The sequence below is a fragment of the Streptomyces triculaminicus genome (assembly GCF_017349075.1).
In the GTDB taxonomy this organism is placed as follows: Bacteria; Actinomycetota; Actinomycetes; order Streptomycetales; family Streptomycetaceae; genus Streptomyces; species Streptomyces triculaminicus.
The window spans coordinates 1589712-1606321 of the sequence record NZ_JAFMOF010000001.1 but is presented as its reverse complement, the minus strand read 5'-3'; the positions used below and the strand labels follow the sequence as shown (position 1 = coordinate 1606321).

At 72.1% G+C, this 16610-nt stretch carries 16 protein-coding genes; 11 read left to right on the top strand and 5 right to left on the bottom strand.

The annotated features are described in order from the left end of the window. The first annotated feature begins 24 nt into the window (after positions 1-24). The 5 genes from rpmB to J1792_RS07420 all read left to right on the top strand — a co-directional run bounded on the left by rpmB (position 25) and on the right by J1792_RS07420 (position 4532). The gene (rpmB, locus tag J1792_RS07440) at positions 25-261 is read left to right on the top strand and encodes a 50S ribosomal protein L28 (protein ID WP_086565993.1); all 237 of its coding nucleotides are present in this window, start codon (positions 25-27) and stop codon (positions 259-261) included. Next, on the top strand, positions 261-566 hold the full coding sequence (gene rpsN, locus J1792_RS07435; RefSeq protein ID WP_086565992.1) for a 30S ribosomal protein S14: 306 nt from the start codon (positions 261-263) through the stop codon (positions 564-566). The genes rpmB and rpsN overlap by 1 nt, the downstream gene beginning before the upstream one ends. A gap of 431 nt (positions 567-997) precedes the next feature. Then, complete coding sequence (locus J1792_RS07430; RefSeq protein WP_086565991.1) at positions 998-2026, top strand: rod shape-determining protein; 1029 nt, start codon at positions 998-1000, stop codon at positions 2024-2026. Positions 2027-2143: 117 nt separating this feature from the next. After that, positions 2144-2599: a tellurite resistance TerB family protein gene (locus J1792_RS07425; protein ID WP_207246865.1), complete on the top strand. Its 456-nt coding sequence runs from the start codon at positions 2144-2146 to the stop codon at positions 2597-2599. 142 nt (positions 2600-2741) lie between these two features. Further along, the gene (locus J1792_RS07420; RefSeq protein ID WP_242645468.1) at positions 2742-4532 is read left to right on the top strand and encodes a S8 family serine peptidase; all 1791 of its coding nucleotides are present in this window, start codon (positions 2742-2744) and stop codon (positions 4530-4532) included. Here the strand turns inward: J1792_RS07420 and J1792_RS07415 are convergent. Both J1792_RS07415 and J1792_RS07410 read right to left on the bottom strand, forming a co-directional pair. Then, a complete protein-coding gene (locus J1792_RS07415; protein ID WP_086569037.1) occupies positions 4420-5541 on the bottom strand; it encodes a type III polyketide synthase in 1122 nt (373 codons plus the stop codon). The two genes, J1792_RS07420 and J1792_RS07415, sit on opposite strands and share 113 nt — an antisense overlap. Positions 5542-5720: 179 nt before the next feature. Next, a complete protein-coding gene (locus tag J1792_RS07410) occupies positions 5721-6074 on the bottom strand; it encodes a winged helix-turn-helix transcriptional regulator (RefSeq protein ID WP_207246864.1) in 354 nt (117 codons plus the stop codon). A 276-nt stretch (positions 6075-6350) separates the two neighbouring features. Here J1792_RS07410 and J1792_RS07405 point away from each other — a divergent pair, with 276 nt between their 5' ends. Continuing rightward, positions 6351-6995 carry a ScbR family autoregulator-binding transcription factor gene (locus tag J1792_RS07405; protein WP_086569033.1) on the top strand — a complete coding sequence of 215 codons (645 nt, stop codon included), beginning with the start codon at positions 6351-6353 and terminating at the stop codon, positions 6993-6995. Between the two features lie 40 nt (positions 6996-7035). Here the strand turns inward: J1792_RS07405 and J1792_RS07400 are convergent, their stop codons facing one another. Then, positions 7036-7536, bottom strand: coding sequence for a flavin reductase family protein (locus J1792_RS07400; protein ID WP_086569031.1), 501 nt, complete (start codon positions 7534-7536; stop codon positions 7036-7038). Positions 7537-7758: 222 nt separating this feature from the next. Here J1792_RS07400 and J1792_RS07395 point away from each other — a divergent pair, with 222 nt between their 5' ends. Beyond that, complete coding sequence (locus tag J1792_RS07395) at positions 7759-9303, top strand: acyl-CoA carboxylase subunit beta (protein WP_207247104.1); 1545 nt, start codon at positions 7759-7761, stop codon at positions 9301-9303. 325 nt (positions 9304-9628) lie between these two features. Further along, entirely contained in the window at positions 9629-10042 is a 414-nt protein-coding gene (locus J1792_RS07390) for an SgcJ/EcaC family oxidoreductase (protein WP_086569043.1), read from the top strand. A 64-nt stretch (positions 10043-10106) separates the two neighbouring features. Here the strand turns inward: J1792_RS07390 and J1792_RS07385 are convergent, their stop codons facing one another. Together J1792_RS07385 and J1792_RS07380 are read right to left on the bottom strand one after the other, a co-directional pair. Further along, positions 10107-11687: an MFS transporter gene (locus J1792_RS07385; RefSeq protein ID WP_242705386.1), complete on the bottom strand. Its 1581-nt coding sequence runs from the start codon at positions 11685-11687 to the stop codon at positions 10107-10109. A gap of 84 nt (positions 11688-11771) precedes the next feature. Next, a complete protein-coding gene (locus J1792_RS07380; protein WP_179198857.1) occupies positions 11772-12401 on the bottom strand; it encodes a ScbR family autoregulator-binding transcription factor in 630 nt (209 codons plus the stop codon). 225 nt (positions 12402-12626) lie between these two features. Here J1792_RS07380 and J1792_RS07375 point away from each other — a divergent pair, with 225 nt between their 5' ends. The 3 genes from J1792_RS07375 (at position 12627) to J1792_RS07365 (ending at position 16606) form a co-directional block, all read left to right on the top strand. After that, positions 12627-13601: a DUF1702 family protein gene (locus tag J1792_RS07375; protein WP_307842943.1), complete on the top strand. Its 975-nt coding sequence runs from the start codon at positions 12627-12629 to the stop codon at positions 13599-13601. A 110-nt stretch (positions 13602-13711) separates the two neighbouring features. Continuing rightward, positions 13712-14683, top strand: coding sequence for a DUF1702 family protein (locus tag J1792_RS07370; protein WP_207246862.1), 972 nt, complete (start codon positions 13712-13714; stop codon positions 14681-14683). A 72-nt stretch (positions 14684-14755) separates the two neighbouring features. Beyond that, on the top strand, positions 14756-16606 hold the full coding sequence (locus tag J1792_RS07365; protein ID WP_086569039.1) for a CRTAC1 family protein: 1851 nt from the start codon (positions 14756-14758) through the stop codon (positions 16604-16606). Positions 16607-16610: the final 4 nt, after the last annotated feature.

Genomic DNA, 16610 nt, shown 5'->3' with positions numbered 1-16610 from the left:
ATTTTCATTAAGAAGGAGCAGCGCATGTCCGCCCACTGCCAGCTGACGGGCCGCGTCCCCGGCTTCGGCAACTCCGTCTCCCACTCCCACCGGCGCACGTCCCGCCGCTTCGACCCCAACATCCAGCGCAAGCGCTACTGGCTCGCCGGCGAAGGACGCCATGTGCGGCTCACCCTGAGCACGAAGGGGATCAAGACCGTGGACGCGATCGGCGTCGAGGCCGCCGTGGCGCGCATCCGGGCACGAGGAGGCAAGGTCTGATGGCGAAGACGAGCAAGATCGCGAAGAACGAGGCCCGGCGGCTCGTCGTCGCGCGGTACGCCGTGCGGCGCGCCGCGCTGAAGGCGATCATCCGCGATCCCGCGACCGGCGACGCCGACCGGCTGTCCGCCCAGCGCGAGTTGGGGCGGCAGCCGCGCGACGCGAGCGCCACCCGGGTCCGTAACCGCGACGCCGTGGACGGGCGGCCGCGCGGATACGTGGGGGCCTTCGGCCTCTCGCGCGTCCGCCTGCGGGAGCAGGCGCACGCCGGATTCCTGCCGGGGGTGCGCAAGGCGAGCTGGTAGCCGTGACCGGCCCGCCATGGGAGCGGGGCACCGTCGCGGCGGGGCACCCTCGAGGCGGGACGGACGTGCGGCGGCACTGCCGACGGCTCCCGCCGCGAGGGGCCGGCCGCGGTAACGGACAGCTGACGGCGTCGACATGGCGACGCGGGGCGGCCCGGTGGCGGCGGCCTGGTCGCGGCCCCGCCCGGCTCGTCGGACGTGGCGTCGCGGGGACCGAAAGCCGAGGCCGCGGTGATTGTCAGACCCCCCTGGCAGACTCACATCCGTGAGCCGGGGGCGGAGACGGGCCACGGGGGTGCTCGCCTCCGTCCCCGCTCACGAGCCTGCCCGGCACCGCCCCATGCGGCCCATTTCAGCGGGCAATGCGGCGCGTCGCCTTGCACGATGGCAATGGACCCCGATTTCTCCCGCACCCCAGGGCAGGTTCCGCCATGACCCTCTGTCTCGACCAGCTGAACCGCTGCACCGTCGCCGTCGACCTCGGGGCGGCCAGGACCCGCGTCTACCTCAAGGACACCGGCCTGGTCGTGGACGAACCCAGCCTGGCGGCGGTCAACACCAGGACGGGTTCGCTGATCGCGGTCGGGGAGATGGCCGGCGGGATGGCCGGGCGGACGCCGGGCCACATCAGGGTCGTACGGCCGATCTCCGGCGGCACGGTCGTCGACATCGACATGGCCCAGCGGATGCTGCGCTTTCTGGTGGACGACAAGATCCGCCGGGCCTGGCGGCGCAAGCCGATGCTGCGCGCGGCCGTGTGCCTGCCGCACGACGCCGAGCCGATCGCGCAGCGGGCGGCCGTCGAGGTGCTCGGCGCGCTCGGCGCCCGCAAGGTCGAGATGGTCGACACGCTCATCGCCGCGGCGGTGGGCTGCGGGCTGCCGGTCGAGCAGCCGGAGGCGACGATGATCGTGGTGTGCGGCGCGGCGTCGACGCAGGTCGCGGTGTTGTCGCTGGGCTCGATCGTGGCGGCCGAGAAGGTCCAGGTGGGGGGCGACGCGATCGACTACGCCGTCGTCCAGCACCTGCGCAGCGAGCACGAACTGATGCTGGCCTCCAAGGGGTTGCACCCCCTGCACCTGGCGCTGTTCGACCCGATGCGGATCGGCACGGAGACCGAGGTGCGCGGCCGGGACGTGGCGACGGGGCTGTCGCGTACGGTCCTGGTCAACACCGCCCACGTCCGTGAGGCCATCCACACCCCGCTGACCGGCGTGCTGGACGCCATCGGGCGCGTTCTGCGCGAGTGCCCGCCGGATCTGGTGGCCGACCTCGCCGATCGCGGGGTGATGCTCGCGGGCGGCAGTGCGATGCTCCCGGGCCTGGACACGATGATCGAGCAGGCGACCGGCATGGTCGTACGCGTCGCGGACAACCCCGACACCTGTTCCGTCGTCGGGCTGGGCGCGATGATGGAGGGCAGGATCCGGCCGATGAAGCTGGACCCGATGGTGAGCTGAAATCCGATCCGGAGGGCGATTCCTCAATCGAATCCCATCCGCCGCCTTGGGAACTTCTTTACCCACCGGAACGGTTCTCCCTGTGCACCCCCTATTCGCACAAGGAGATACACGCACATGGCGCTCTGGGACCGGCTCAAGGAATCGGCCACGACGATGCAGGGCCAGTTGCTGGCGAAGAAGAACGACCTGAAGAGCGGGGCGTTTCGTGACGCGAGCATGGCAATGTGCGCTCTGGTGGCGGCCGCTGACGGTTCGATCGACGCCTCCGAGCGGCAGCGCGTCGCCGCGCTGATCGCCACCAATGACGTTCTGCGGAACTTCCCCGCCGACGATCTGCAGGCGCGTTTCAACGACTACTGCCAGAAACTCGCCACCGATTTCGCCTTCGGCAAGGTCAGCGTCATGCAGACCATCGGCAAGGTGCACAAGAAGCCGACCGAGGCACGTGCCGTCATCCAGATCGGCATTGTCATCGGCGGCGCCGACGGCGACTTCGACAAGTCGGAACAGGCCGTCGTCCGCGAGGTCTGCTTCGCGCTGGGCGTCAACCCCGCCGAGTTCGACCTCTGAGCCACCTCTGAGCCCTCGGCACGGGCCCGGGTCGCCTCGGTGACCTGCGCCCGTGCCGCTGAGAGGCGCCCGCCGTCCGGACTGCGGTGTCCGATCCGCCGGCCTTGCCGGCCGCTCGCCCGCCCCAGCAGATTGGGGGCTCATGGCGGACCGGCATCGCCCCGGCGCGGGCGGCTTCAGCTACCTCCCCCTGGACCGCGAACTCATCGTGGTGGCGCGCGCCCAGACGCGGCTGCGCGCGGACCCCTCGGGCGTACGCTCCGAGGCGGGGGCCGACCTGCGCGCGCTCGACGCGTTCCTGGCCGACGAGCGCCTGACCTTGGAACCCCTCTTCGGCGCCGGCCGTACTCCCCCGCTGGGCCTCTTCCACCGGGTGCGCGGCACGGACCGGCGGCAGGAGGAGATCGCCGCCCGGCTGACCGCGCTGCCGGGCGTCGAGGCGGCGTACGTCAAACCGAGCGCCATGCCCGCCCGCGCGCCGGGCGGCCCGGTCGAACCACCTTCGGATCCCATCGATCTCACTCAACGTCAGGGGTTTTTGGACCCCGCCCCCGCCGGGGTGGACGCCCGCTGGGCCTGGACCCTGCCGGGCGGCACCGGCGAGGGGGTGCGGGTCGTCGACGTGGGGGCCGCCTGGCGGCTCGGCCACGAGAACCTGGGCCATCAGCTCGCCGGGATCGTCGCGGGCACGCCCGTGGCGGACCTGGCCTGGCGCAACCACGGCACGAACGCGATCGGCGTCGTGTGCGGCGACCGCGGCGGCCCCGGCACCACCGGGCTGGCGCCCGGCGCCCACGTCGGCGCCGCCTCCTTCCACGGCATCGGCACCGCCGCCGCCATCCACCAGGCGGCGGCGCGCCTGTCGCCGGGGGACGTCGTCCTGGTCGGGCTGCACCGGCCCGGCCCCCGCTTCGGCTACCGCGACCGCGACGACCAGCGCGGCTGCGTCCCGCTGGAGTGGTGGCCCGACGACTTCGCGGCGATCCGGCACGCCACGGCGAACGGCGTCCTGGTCGTGGCGGCCGCCGGCAACGGCGCCGAGTGCCTGGACGACGTGCTGTACCGGGAGCGCCCGGACGGCTTCCCCGCCTGGTGGGACAACCCTTTCGACGCTCGCGGCCCCTCGTCGGGCGCCGTCGTCGTGGGCGCGGGCGCCCCGCCGCCCGGCACCCACGGCCGCGACCACGGCCCGGACCGCTCCCGGCTCGCCTTCTCGTGCTTCGGGACGCGGGTGGACGCGCAGGGCTGGGGCCACGAGGTCACCACGACCGGCGGCCACTGGGACGGGCCCGGCGACCTGCGCGGCGGCCCGGACGAGGACGCCTGGTACACCGACGCCTTCCGGGGCACCTCCGCCGCGGCGGCCGTCGTCGGCGGCGCCCTGGCGTCCGTACAGGGCGTGCTCGGGGCGGCGGGCCTGCCGCCGCTGACGCCGCGGCGGGCGCGCGAGCTGCTGCGCACCACCGGCTCGCCGCAGCGGGACGCGCCCGGCCGGCCCGCCGCCCAGCGCATCGGCGACCGCCCCGACCTGCGCGCGGCCCTCGCGCGGCTGCTGCCCGGCCCGGTCGGCTCGGGCGTCGCCGAACGGCTGCGGGACGAGCTGATGCCCTACCCGCCCGGGTCCGGGCCGCGGCTGCGGCTGTACGTGGCCGGGGCCTGGCGCGGGCTCGAGCGCCCCGGCCCGGACGTCCGCCACGCGGTGCACGCCGCGTTCGCGGGCGGGCGGGCCGGGGCGTCCGCGTCTGGTACGCGGGCGACCGGGTCGTCGGCCTCGTCGTCGACGACCCCGCCGACGGCGGGTGACCCCGCCGGGCCCGGCCTCAGACCGGCTGGGTCACGGGGGCGGCGCGCTCGCCGCCCCCGTGACCGTCGCCGTTCGCGCCGCCGTGGCCGTTGCTCCGGGACCAGGTGCCCAGCGCGATCTCCGCGGTGATGCCCGGGCCGAAGCCGGCGATGACGCCCCGGGCCTGGTGGTCGGCGCCCCCGTCCTGGAACAGCCGCTCGAGGGCGTCGAAGATGACCGCGCTGGCGATGTTGCCGCGCTCGGTGAGGGTCTCCCTGCTGTAGCGGAACGTCTCCGGCGCCAGGCCCAGATAGTGGCTGAGGTCGTCCAGGATGCGCGGACCGCCGGCGTGCACGATGTAGAAGTCGAGCTCGGAGACGTCCCACTGGTGGGGCTCGGCCATGTCGCGCATGGCGGGAGCGAGCATCGCCATCGTGCCCGGCACCCGCTTGTCCAGGATGAAGTGGAAGCCGGTGTCCCGTACTCCGTAGGAGATCCAGTCCTCGGTGTCGGGCACCAGATGCGAGCCGTTGGCCTCGATCCGCACGCCCGTGCCGCCCTCGCCGCGCACGACGGCCGCGGCCAGCGCGTCGCCGAAGAGCCCGTTGGAGAGCAGATTGCCGACGCCCAGGTCGGTGGGCTGATAGAGCAGTGAACAGAATTCGCAAGCCACGATCAGCACGTTCGCCCCGGGATAGGCCCGGCAGAAGTCGTGCGCGCGGTTGATGGCCGCCCCGCCCGCCGCGCAGCCCAGCTGGGCGATGGGCAGCTGCCGGGTCTCGTTGCGGAAGTCCATGGTGTTGATCAGCCATGCCGTCATCGACGGCATCATGAAGCCGGTGCACGAGACGTAGACGATGAGGTCGATGTCGCGGGGGGTCAGCTCGGCATGGTCGAGCGCACGTCGTACGACATCGGGAACGCGCGCCTTGGCCTCCCGTTCGTAGCGGGCGTTGCGCATGGTGAAGCCCGGATGTTTGAGCGTGTCCTCGATCGGTTGCACGAGGTGTCGTTTCTGCACACCCGTATTGCCGATCAGCCGGAGCGCGAGCCCCAGCTGTGGGTGATCGGCATGCAGCGTACGGGCGAGCTCCAGAGTCTCTTCCCTCGTGATCACATGCTCGGGGACGGCGATGGCCGGTCTGCACAAAGTCGCCATGACGGCCTCTCCCAGTCGCGTCGGTATCGATGCTCGATGCCTGGACCGCCGAAATGATCCGGCAGCTTATGTCCAGTACATGCCGCATTGGGAAGACCAACACACATTTGGGTGGGAACTTCACCCGAAGAGTGGAATTTCCCGTAGGGGCCGGGGCCGACGCAAGGGCGCGCCTTCCGTCATCGCCCGGCCCGTGGCGCGCGCTGTTCGTGCTGTTCGCCCCAGGCGGCAAGTGGCCGCAGGCTCTCGTGCAGGGCGAGGCCGAGCTCGGTCAGCGAATAGCGCACGGAGCGGGGCAGGGTCCGGGAGCACTCGTCGCGGTGGACGACGCCGTCCAGCTCCATCTCGCGCAGCTGCTGGCTGAGCACCTTCTCGCTGACGCCGGGGATGGCGCGCCTGAGCTCGCCGAAGCGGAACGGATGGTGGTGCAGCTCGGTCAGGATCACGGGTTTCCACTTCCCGCCGATGACGCCCAGGGCGGCCACCAGCCCACCGGTGAACGACGGCAAGGTCGGTAACGACTGGCCTCTCATGCCCCACCCCTACCCGGCACCACGACCGCAGCTGACTGAGTCTCACCATGACCAGCAGACCATACCGCATAAGCGGTATTTTTTCCTTTCGGAAGGGTCGCCTTTCCGCCCTGCGGACCTCGCCCTCCGCATCGAATTCCGGTTCCCGTACCCGCTCCTGTCGATTCGGAATTCTCTCTTCCAACGTGCAGGATTACTCCACCGCTACGGACACGGCCCCCTGGAATGCCGGCAATCGGGGATCGCCGGACCCGTCGAAACAGAAGGAGGGTTTGCATGCCGCAGCAGGAGCGTGCGATCCGGACCCGGTGGGCGATTCTCGAGGCCGCCGGAAAAGTCTTCGACGAGTGGGGTTACGAAGCGGCCACCATCGCCCAGATCCTTGCGCAGGCCGAGGTGACGCGGGGCGCCCTGTACTTCCATTTCAGTTCCAAGGAGGACCTGGCGCGGGGCGTGCTCGACACGGCCGTCACCACGGAGGGCGTGCTGCCCCAGGAGCTCAAACTGCAGGAGCTGGTGGACGCCTCGCTGCTGCTGGCGTACCGGCTGACGCGGGAGCCGCTGCTGCGGGCCTCCCTGCGGCTGTCCGTGGACCAGCGGGCGCGGGCGCTGTTCGGCACCAGGTGGCCCGACTGGATCGAGGTGCTCGCCGAGCTGTTGCGGCAGGCCGGCGCCAACGGGGAGACGCTGCCGGGCGTGGACCCCGTGCAGGTCGCGCGGCTGCTGGTCGGGTCCTGGACGGGGGTGCAGCTGGTCTCCGACGCCGTGCCGCAGGAGGGGGAGCTGGTGCACGAGATCGCCGCGCTCTTCCGGCTGGTCCTGCCGGCCATCGCCGTGCCCGAGGTGCTGCCCCGGCTGGACGTGGCGGCGGACCGGCCCTTGCGCCTGATGTCGGAGGCCGGCGTTCCGGCCCCGAACTGAGCCGTTCGGGCCGGAGCCGCCGAACCGGTCGCGAGGCCGGTCAGCCGGCGGGCGTCAGGTCGTGGAACCGGCGCTGGAAGTAGACCAGCGGCTCGCCCTCCCGCTCCGAGGCCTGGTGCACCTCGCCGATGAGGATCAGGTGGTCGCCGCCCGGAACGCGCCGCTCGGTGCGGCACTCCAGGCGTGCCAGCGCGCCCGGCAGGAGCGGCTGCCCGGCCGGCGAGAGCGTCACCCCCGACCCCGCGAACTTGTCCGCCCCCTTGCTGGCGAAGCGCCCCGCCAGCTCCTGCTGGTCCCGCGCCAGCAGGTGGACGACGAAGCCCTCCGAGCTGTCGAAGGCGTCGAAGCAGTTCGCTCTGTTGTCGAGGCACACCAGCACGAGCGCCGGGTCCAGCGACACCGAGGAGAACGCGCTGGCCGTGAACCCGTGGTTCTGCCCGGCGGCGTCGCGCGTCGTCACCACGGTGACGCCGCTGGCCCAGTGGGAGAGCGCGGCGCGGAACAGGTCGGGGGAAATCGTCTCTGTCGTCTCTGTGAGCACGCCGACAGACTGGGCGGCCCCACTCGAGGCGGGATCGAGGTACGGGTGAGAGGCGGTGGGGCGCGCCCCAGGCCGGAGTCCACCTCGCTTCGAGCCGCCGTATAGCGGACCTCGCCACGCTGGCGGCGCCGAGCGCCACCCTACGACGGGGCGTTCCCGACCGGAGAAGAGGTCCGCGTGAGCATCGTCGAGGACAAGCCGCCGAACAGCACCCCGGACGGCATGGCCGACCGCGTGGCGGAGCTGGCCGAGCTGCGCGAGCAGATCCTCGAGGGGCCGAGCGCCAAGGCCACCGAGGCACAGAAGTCCAAGGGCAAGCTGACGGCCCGCGAGCGACTGGAACTCCTTTTCGACAAGGGGACCTTCAGCGAGACCGAGGCCTTCCGGCGGCACCGCGCCACCGGCTTCGGCCTGGAGGCGAGGAAGCCGTACACCGACGGCGTCGTCACCGGCTGGGGCGAGGTCGACGGCCGGACGGTCTTCGCCTACGCCCACGACTTCCGGATCTTCGGCGGTGCGCTCGGCGAGGCCCACGCCCAGAAGATCCACAAGCTGATGGACCTGGCCGAGACCGCGGGCGCCCCCATCGTGGGCCTGTGCGACGGTGCCGGCGCCCGCATCCAGGAGGGCGTCACCGCGCTGGCCGGCTACGGCGGCATCTTCCAGCGCAACGTCCGCAACTCCGGCGTGCTGCCCCAGATCAGCGTCATCATGGGCCCCTGCGCGGGCGGCGCCGCCTACTCCCCCGCCCTGACCGACTTCGTCTTCATGGTCCGGGGCACCTCGCAGATGTTCATCACCGGCCCCGACGTGGTCCAGGCGGTCACCGGCGAGCAGATCACCCAGGAGGGCCTCGGCGGCGCCGACGTCCACGCCGAGACCTCCGGGGTCGCCCACTTCGCGTACGACGACGAGGAGGCGGCCCTGGAGGACGTACGGCACCTGCTGTCGCTGCTGCCCTCCAACAACCGCGAGATGCCGCCCTCCGAGATCGCCCACGACCCGGCGGACCGGCGCACCGAGCGCCTGCTCGACCTGGTGCCGGCCGACGGCAACCGCCCGTACGACATGCGCGCGGTCATCGAGGAGATCGTCGACGACGGCGACTTCTTCGAGGTGCACGAGCGCTGGGCCCCCAACATCATCTGCGCGCTGGCCCGGCTGGGCGGCGAGGTGACCGGGATCGTGGCCAACCAGCCGCAGCGGCTGGCCGGCGTGCTCGACATCGAGTCCTCCGAGAAGGCCGCCCGCTTCGTCCAGATGTGCGACGCCTTCAACATCCCGCTGGTCACCCTCGTGGACGTGCCCGGCTTCCTGCCCGGCGTCGACCAGGAGCACGGCGGCGTCATCCGGCACGGCGCCAAGCTGCTCTACGCCTACTGCAACGCCACCGTGCCCCGGATCTCCCTGGTGCTGCGCAAGGCCTACGGCGGGGCGTACATCGTGATGGACTCCCGCTCGATCGGCGTCGACCTCGCCCTGGCGTGGCCCACCAACGAGATCGCGGTCATGGGCGCCGAGGGCGCCGCCAACGTCGTCTTCCGGCGCGAGATCGCCGCCTCCGACGACCCCGAGGCCACCCGCCAGGCCCGCATCGCCGAGTACCGCGACGAGCTCATGCACCCCTACTACGCCGCCGAGCGCGGTCTGGTGGACGACGTCATCGACCCGGCCCTGACCCGCACCGCCCTCATCGACGCGCTGACCATGCTCCGCAACAAGCACGCCGCGCTGCCCGCCCGCAAGCACGGCAACCAGCCGCAGTAGACACGGGGCGACCCCCGGCCCCGCAACGGAAAAGACCCGGACCGTCCGCGACGGTCCGGGCCTGATCCCGGGGGACGGGCCATGTGGCCTGCCCCGATTTACGCAGGTCCAGGCATGCGGGGGCAAGTACCTACCTGAAAGTGCCCACTTACCTCGAAGTGCTTACCGTGACGTAAGCACCGGGCGCGAGGCGCGAGTGAAGTCACCTGTGCGACCGGGTGGTTGACGTTCCACACCGCAACCCGGGAGTTGTCCGCCGCGAGCCGCCGAACGGACGATGAGGCGTTCCGAGGCCGACACCCGAACGCGGAAGGCGGGAACCCTCATGACGACGAACGGCGTGCACCCCGACCCCGAACTGGCGGCCGCGGCCGCCGTGCCGCAGCGCATCGTCGAGGCCTGGGCGGCCCACGACGCCGAGACCTTCGCCGAGGTCTTCACCGAAGACGGCACCATGATCCTGCCCGGCGTCTACGAGAAGGGCCGGGAGGGCATCCGCCGGTTCATGACCGCCGCCTACCAGGGCCCGTTCAAGGGCACCCGGGTCACCGGCACACCCCTCGACCTCCGCCGGCTGGACGCCGGCACCGCACTGCTGATCACCCAGGGCGGGATACTGGCGGACGGCGAGAGCGAGGTCGCCGAGGAGCGGGGCGTACGGGCCTCCTGGCTGCTCGTACGGCGGGACGACACCTGGCTGCTGGCCGCCTACCAGAACACCCCGCGCCACGAGGCGTGAGCGCGACGACGACCGGCCCCGGCGACTCCCGCCGGCGGCCGGTCGTCCCGCGTCCCGGCCCGCGTCAGGGCGTGGCCGCGCCCTCCGGCTCCGCGGACCGCTCGCCGGCGTGGCCCGGGCCCGGGGCGTCCGCCGCCCGCCCGGCGGTCTCCTTGCCCCGCATCGCGACGGCCGTCGTGGCCAGCGCCATCGGCACCGCCACCACGGCGGCCACCCGGCTCAGCGACATGAAGGACGTCATCCAGGCGATGAGCGGCGGCCCGAACATGCCGCCCGACTTCCCGCACGCCGCCGCCAGTCCGCTGCCCATGCCCCGGAACGCCGTCGGGTAGGTCTGCGCGGCGTACGGGCCGAGGACCGCGACCACGCCGCTGGTGCCCGTCAGCAGGCCCATCAGCACGAGGACGACGGCGGGCGCGCTGTGCAGCGGGATCAGCAGCAGGGCGAGCAGGGACACGGAGGCGATGGCGCCGTAGAGGGCCATCGTCTTACGGGACGACCAGCGGCTGTAGAGCCACGCGCCGACCGCCGTGCCGGGGATGGACAGCAGCGACGCCACGAAGAGGATCTGCGGGGGCTTCACCCCGACCCCCACCTTGGACAGCAGGCTCGGCAGGAAGGTGAGGAAACCCCAGTAGATCAGCCCCCAGGCCAGCCCGTAGCCGCAGATGATCAGCGTCTGGACCAGGTAGCCGCGGCCGAAGAGGGCGCCCGGCCCCTGCCGCGGGCCCGGCTCGGCCCGGGGCGTGGTGTTCAGCCCGAACAGGCGGCTCATCCGCCGGGCCTCGGCGAGCCGGCCCCGGGAGGCCAGGAACGCCGGCGACTCCGGGATCCAGCGGTTGAGCACCAGCAGGGCCAGGGCCAGCGGCAGCTGCACGAACCACAGGATGCGCCAGCCGGCGATCGGCTCGAAGACGGCGGCCAGGCCGCTGGCCGCCAGGTAACCGCCCACGGTCGTCAGGCCCGCCTGCAGGACCATGACGCCGCTGCGCCCGGGCAGCACCTCGGACATCAGCGCGTAGACGATGGGCAGCATGCCGCCCGCCGACATGCCCATCAGCAGGCACATGAACACGCTGGCCTCGAAGCTCGGCATCGCCCCGCAGACCGTCGTGGCCACGAACAGCAGGGCCGCCAGCAGCACGGCGGCGCGGCGCCCGATGCGGTCGGCCAGGTGTCCCCACAGCAGCGACCCGGCGACCGTCCCGGTCAGGCCGCCCATGGGCAGCCAGGCCACCTCGGAGGCGGACAGGGCGTACTCGGCGCGGGCGCCGGGCAGCATGAACGCCAGCGTGGCGGGCTTCATCTGGTCGACGACCAGCGCGAAGGACAGCACGGCCACCAGCCGCCTGCGGGCCAGCGTGCGGCGGGCCTCCGGCACGGGTCCCGGCTCCGGCTCGAGGACCTCGCGGGCCTGCCCGGCGGGAAGCCGGCGGGGGACGAGCCCGCCCGCCGCCATGACCAGCCCGGCCACGATCGCCACCATGGCCAGCCACATGGACGCGTCCACCGGCATGTGGGCCATGCGGTAGTCCATCGACGCGGAGTCGGCGAACATCACGACGTGCTCGCCCACCCCGGCCGAGCAGACGAGCACGCCCGCCCAGAACAACGGGGGACGGGGTATCAGGACATGGCTCTCCACTCGTACTCCTCACACAGGGGACGGGGAACGCGGGCCACCAGGATGCTGGGGGCCGTGGACCCTGTCTTCTCCCCCTGTGCTGTGTCACCCGCCCGGGGGTTCCTCGAGCACCGCGTACATCTCGGCGGCGCAGGGCGCGGTGACCAGGCCGGGCAGCAGCGAGCGCCACAGGGCCGTCGCCCAGCCGACCGGGTCGGCGGGTTCCGCTCCGGCCGCCAGTGCCTGCGGCAGCCCGGCGAACGCCGAGACGATCACCACGGCGGTCGGCCCGGGCAGCACGTCCGGCCGCAGGTCGCCCTGCTCGCGCGCCTCCGTCAGCAGCCCCTCGACGGCCGTCACCCAGGAGACGAACGGGCGCGGCACGGAGGGGCCGATGAGGTTGCGCTCGGACATCAGCCGCAGCCCGGCCCGCACCCCGGTCTGGTGCAGCAGCATCTGCGCGATGCGCCGGGAGAGTTCGATCAGCAGCCGTACGGCCCGGGGGTGTTCGGGCCGCAGCCGGCCGGTCAGCTCGGACCACAAGTCGTAGTGCTCACGGACCACGGCCGCCGCGAGGGCCTCCTTCGAGGGGAAGTGGAAGTACAGCGCGCCCTTGCTGATGCCCTGGCCGTCGACGACGTCCTCGAGGCGGGTACCGACGTACCCCCGGTCGTCGAAGACCGTGGCGGCAGCCCGGAGGATCACCTCACGGGTCCGGCTCGCGCGATCCTGCATGTGCCCCTTACCGCCCTGTGTGCTCCGCACTCCTCGGTATCCCAGCGCCTGGGCGTCCTCCCCGGCAACCTCGAGAATGCTCGCCGCTCCCGCCGTCCCCACGGCCCGGCTCCGCTCGTCCGGAGGTTCAGCTCCGCACATCCAAAGATGCCGAAGCCGCCCCGCCGGCACGACCATGAGCTCTCCGCCACCGGCGGACCGGTGGCCCAAGGCCAGGAGGCACCCGTGCCCACCGTGCTCGGATCGCTGCGCAGACTCGCCCTGACCCCGTCGCCCGCGAGCGTCGGATTCTCCCAACGCCGCTTCCCCGGCGCCTCGTCCCCCGCCGCCGGGCACCTCGAGGCCATTCCCCGGGCGGTGGTCTGCGGCTTCGAGTGGGCGATCGACGCCCGCGACCTGTGGGAGATCGAACGCCGGCTCGAACTGGCCGACCCGCCGCTGCGCGGGTTCGCCTACGAGGGCGCGACCATGGCCCTGACCGTGCGGGACGCGATGGGGCCGGGGCGGGGCAACCGCACCCGGGAGCTGCTGTCGGGCCGCGGCGGGCTGCCGCACATCTTCCTCAACTACATCGGCGTCGGCTTCGCGATGGCCCGCCTGCCCAGGATGCTGTGGGGGAAGGTGCTGCCCGCGGTCAGCGGCTCGCCCTACCACCCGGTGATGAGCTGGCTGGCCGTCGACGGCTACGGCTTCGACCGCGCCTACTTCGACACCCGGCGCTGGGTGGACCGGCAGTACCGGCCCGCCCCGCACCCCTGGCAGGGCTCGCCGGAGTACTTCCGGCGGGCCGCCGACCAGGGCGTGGGCCGGGCCCTGTGGTTCGTCCACGGGGCGCGGCCCGACCATGTGGCCGCGGCCGTGGGCCGGTTCGCCGGGGACCGGCACGGCGACCTGTGGAGCGGGGTGGGCCTCGCGGCGGTGTTCGCGGGGGGCGCCTCGCCCGCGGACCTGGCCGCCCTGCGCCGGGCGGCGGGCGCGTACGCGGGCGAGCTCGCCCAGGGCGCGGTCTTCGCCGCCAAGGCGCGCGACCACTCGGGGACCGTGCCCGCGCACACCCACGCCGCGGTCACGGCGCTGGCGGGCGTCGGCGTCGAGAAGGCGTCCGCGCTGGCCGACGAGTGCGCGGTGCCGCCCTCCGAATCGGGCCGTGTTCCGGCCTATGAAACCTGGCGCCGGAACGTGCGAATCCGCCTGCAATAGCAGGGGAATCGAGCACTCCTGAAGTAGACGGAAGTTCGTCGTGCGTGTGTACATTCGAATTCGGCTGACCGAGCACCACGAGGCATATCAACGAGGGGCGGTACAGCGCGTTGTCAACTCTTCTGCGTGCGCTCAGGCGCAAGATCCTCACCCCCGGCGTATCGGCCACGAGCCTGGAGCGACGTGGCTTCCACAAGAAGAATTCCGATGCCCGGGATTTGCTGGAGATGATCGGCCGGACGTTTCTCGAGGGCTATGGTCACGCGGTCGGTGAACGCTCGATCGCCGACGCCGAGGCCCGTCTGGAGTCCGTACTCCGGCAGTTCCGCGGATTCGCCTACGAGGGCGCGGCCATGGGCGCCACCGTCCTCGACGCGCTGCCGGGCAGCGGCGGGCGGCGGCTGCCCGCGCTGCTGTCCGGGCAGGGCCGCCACCACGCGTACATGGCCTACGTCGGCGTGGGCTGGGCCATGGCCCGGCTGCCGAGGTTCCTGTGGCCCGACGTGGCGACGACCGACCCCATGCTGCGCTGGCTCGTCCTCGACGGATACGGCTTCCACCAGGCCTACTTCCATACCGAGCGCTATGTGCGCGGGCAGTTCGAGGGCCCCGGCCTGGCCTGGGGCGCGGAGCCGGCCTCGTACCACCGGCACGCCGTCGACCAGGGCATCGGACGCGCGCTGTGGTTCGTGGCGGGCACCGACCCCGAGCGCGCGGCGGACCTCATCGACGCCTATCCGGCGCGGCGCCGCCCCGATCTGTACAGCGGCACGGGACTGGCGGCCACCTACGCGGGCGGCGCCGACGAGGCCGAGCTGCGCCACCTCGCCGAGCGCTCCGGCCCGTACCGCCCCCAGCTGCTGCAGGGCGCGGCCTTCGCGGCCGAGGCCCGCGAGCGGGCCTCGCTGACCGTCGACCACACCCGCCTGGCGACCCGGGTGCTGTGCGACATGGACCCGGTGCAGGCGGCGAAGCTGTGCTCCGGCACCCGCCCCGACGTGAGCGCCGGCGGCGATGTTCCCGCCTATGAGATCTGGCGGCGGCGGATCGCCGAAGAACTCGTTTCCCGGGGAAGGGGCTGATTCCCCATGGCGATACGGGCGATACGACCCTGGCTCTTCAAACAGCTTCCCGGGATTGTCGCACTGGTCGTGATGGTCGGCATGTTCATCGCCGTTCAACCGCCGTCGACCTCGGCGGCCGACACGGCGAAGATGGCGGACGGTTACGCGTTCACGCCGATGACCATCGAGATGCCGGGCGGATACAAACAGCAGAACGTCCGTAAGGTCAACAAGGCCTACAAGCACATCGAGGCCTGGATTTCCTCGGTCGGCGCCGGCATCGCGATGAACGACATCGACGGCGACGGCCTGGCGAACGACCTGTGCGTCACCGACCCCCGCATCGACCAGGTGGCCGTGACGCCGGTGCCCGGCAAGAACGCGGGCCGCTACCGGCCCTTCGCCCTCGACCCGGCCCCGCTGCCGATGACCCGGACGATGGCCCCGATGGGCTGCGCGGCCGGCGACTTCAACGAGGACGGCCGCCCCGACCTGCTCGTCTACTACTGGGGGCGCACCCCCATCCTCTACCTGGCCAAGCAGGGCTCCGACGGGCGCAGCGCCGCCGCGTTCGAGCCCACCGAGCTGGTGCGGGGCGTGAGCTCCGGCGGGACGTACACCGGCCCGCTGTGGAACAGCAACGCCACCACCATCGCCGACTTCGACGGCGACGGGCACGACGACATCTACATCGGGAACTACTTCCCCGACAGCCCGGTCCTCGACGACACCAAGGACGGCGGCGTGGTCATGAACGACTCGCTGTCCAACGCCCACAACGGCGGCGAGGACCACATCCTGCGCTGGACGCGGGGCGGATTCGAGGAGGCGAAGGACGCCCTCCCCAAACAGGTCCGGCACGGCTGGACGCTCGCCGTCTCCGCCACCGACCTCGACGGCGACCAGCTGCCGGAGATCTACCTCGCGCACGACTTCGGCACCTCGAAGCTGCTCTACAACAAGTCCACGCCGGGGAAGATCTCCTTCGCCGTGGTGGACGGGGCGCGGGACGCGATGACGCCCAAGTCCAAGCAGCTCGGCCGCACTTCCTTCAAGGGCATGGGCGTCGACTTCGGCGATCTGGACAACGACGGTCTGTACGACATGTTCGTCAGCAACATCACGACCTCGTTCGGCATCCAGGAGAGCAACTTCGCCTTCTTCAACCGGTCGCGCGACCAGAAGGCCGCGCGGGAACGTTTCCGCAGCGGTGAGGCGCCGTACGAGGACCGCAGCGCGCCGCTGAACCTGGCCTGGTCCGGCTGGGGCTGGGACGTCAAGACGGGCGACTTCGACAACGACGGCACCCTGGAGATCGCCCAGGCCACCGGCTTCGTCAAGGGCAAGACCAACCGGTGGCCGCAGCTGCAGGAGCTCGCCACCGCCAACGACCAGCTGACGCACAACCCCCTGTGGTGGCCCAACGTCCGCTACGGCGACGACCTCGCCGGCAACCAGGTCATGCGCTTCTTCGCCAAGGGCGGCGACGGCCGCTACACCAACCTGTCCAAGCCCCTGGGCCTCGCCGTGCCGATCCCCACCCGGGGCATCGCCACCGGCGACGCCGACGGCGACGGGCGCCTGGACATGGCCGTCGCCCGGCAGTGGGGCGAGCCGGTCTTCTACCACAACGTCTCCTCCCACCCCGGCGGCTTCCTCGAGCTGAAGCTCACCCACCCCTCCGGCTCACCGGTGGTCGACGCCCAGGTCACCGTCACCCTGCCGGACGGCACCAAGCGGATCTCCCGCGTCGACGGCGGCGGCGGTCACTCGGGCAAGCGCAGCCACGAGGTCCACATCGGCCTGGGCAAGCGGGCCGACGGGCCGGTGCAGGTCCACCTGAAGTGGCGGGACCGCTCCGGCGAGGTGCGCGAACAGGACCTTCGTACGAGCCCGGGCCGGCACTCCTTCCAGCTCGGCTCCGAAGCCAAGGAGAAGTGACACA

Coding starts and splice junctions, on each gene's coding strand:
- rpmB (WP_086565993.1), top strand. CDS start 25: ATGTCCGCCCACTGCCAGCTGACGGGCCGCGTCCCCGGCTTCGGCAAC.
- rpsN (WP_086565992.1), top strand. CDS start 261: ATGGCGAAGACGAGCAAGATCGCGAAGAACGAGGCCCGGCGGCTCGTC.
- J1792_RS07430 (WP_086565991.1), top strand. CDS start 998: ATGACCCTCTGTCTCGACCAGCTGAACCGCTGCACCGTCGCCGTCGAC.
- J1792_RS07425 (WP_207246865.1), top strand. CDS start 2,144: ATGGCGCTCTGGGACCGGCTCAAGGAATCGGCCACGACGATGCAGGGC.
- J1792_RS07420 (WP_242645468.1), top strand. CDS start 2,742: ATGGCGGACCGGCATCGCCCCGGCGCGGGCGGCTTCAGCTACCTCCCC.
- J1792_RS07415 (WP_086569037.1), bottom strand. CDS start 5,541: ATGGCGACTTTGTGCAGACCGGCCATCGCCGTCCCCGAGCATGTGATC.
- J1792_RS07410 (WP_207246864.1), bottom strand. CDS start 6,074: ATGAGAGGCCAGTCGTTACCGACCTTGCCGTCGTTCACCGGTGGGCTG.
- J1792_RS07405 (WP_086569033.1), top strand. CDS start 6,351: ATGCCGCAGCAGGAGCGTGCGATCCGGACCCGGTGGGCGATTCTCGAG.
- J1792_RS07395 (WP_207247104.1), top strand. CDS start 7,759: ATGGCCGACCGCGTGGCGGAGCTGGCCGAGCTGCGCGAGCAGATCCTC.
- J1792_RS07390 (WP_086569043.1), top strand. CDS start 9,629: ATGACGACGAACGGCGTGCACCCCGACCCCGAACTGGCGGCCGCGGCC.
- J1792_RS07380 (WP_179198857.1), bottom strand. CDS start 12,401: ATGCAGGATCGCGCGAGCCGGACCCGTGAGGTGATCCTCCGGGCTGCC.
- J1792_RS07365 (WP_086569039.1), top strand. CDS start 14,756: ATGGTCGGCATGTTCATCGCCGTTCAACCGCCGTCGACCTCGGCGGCC.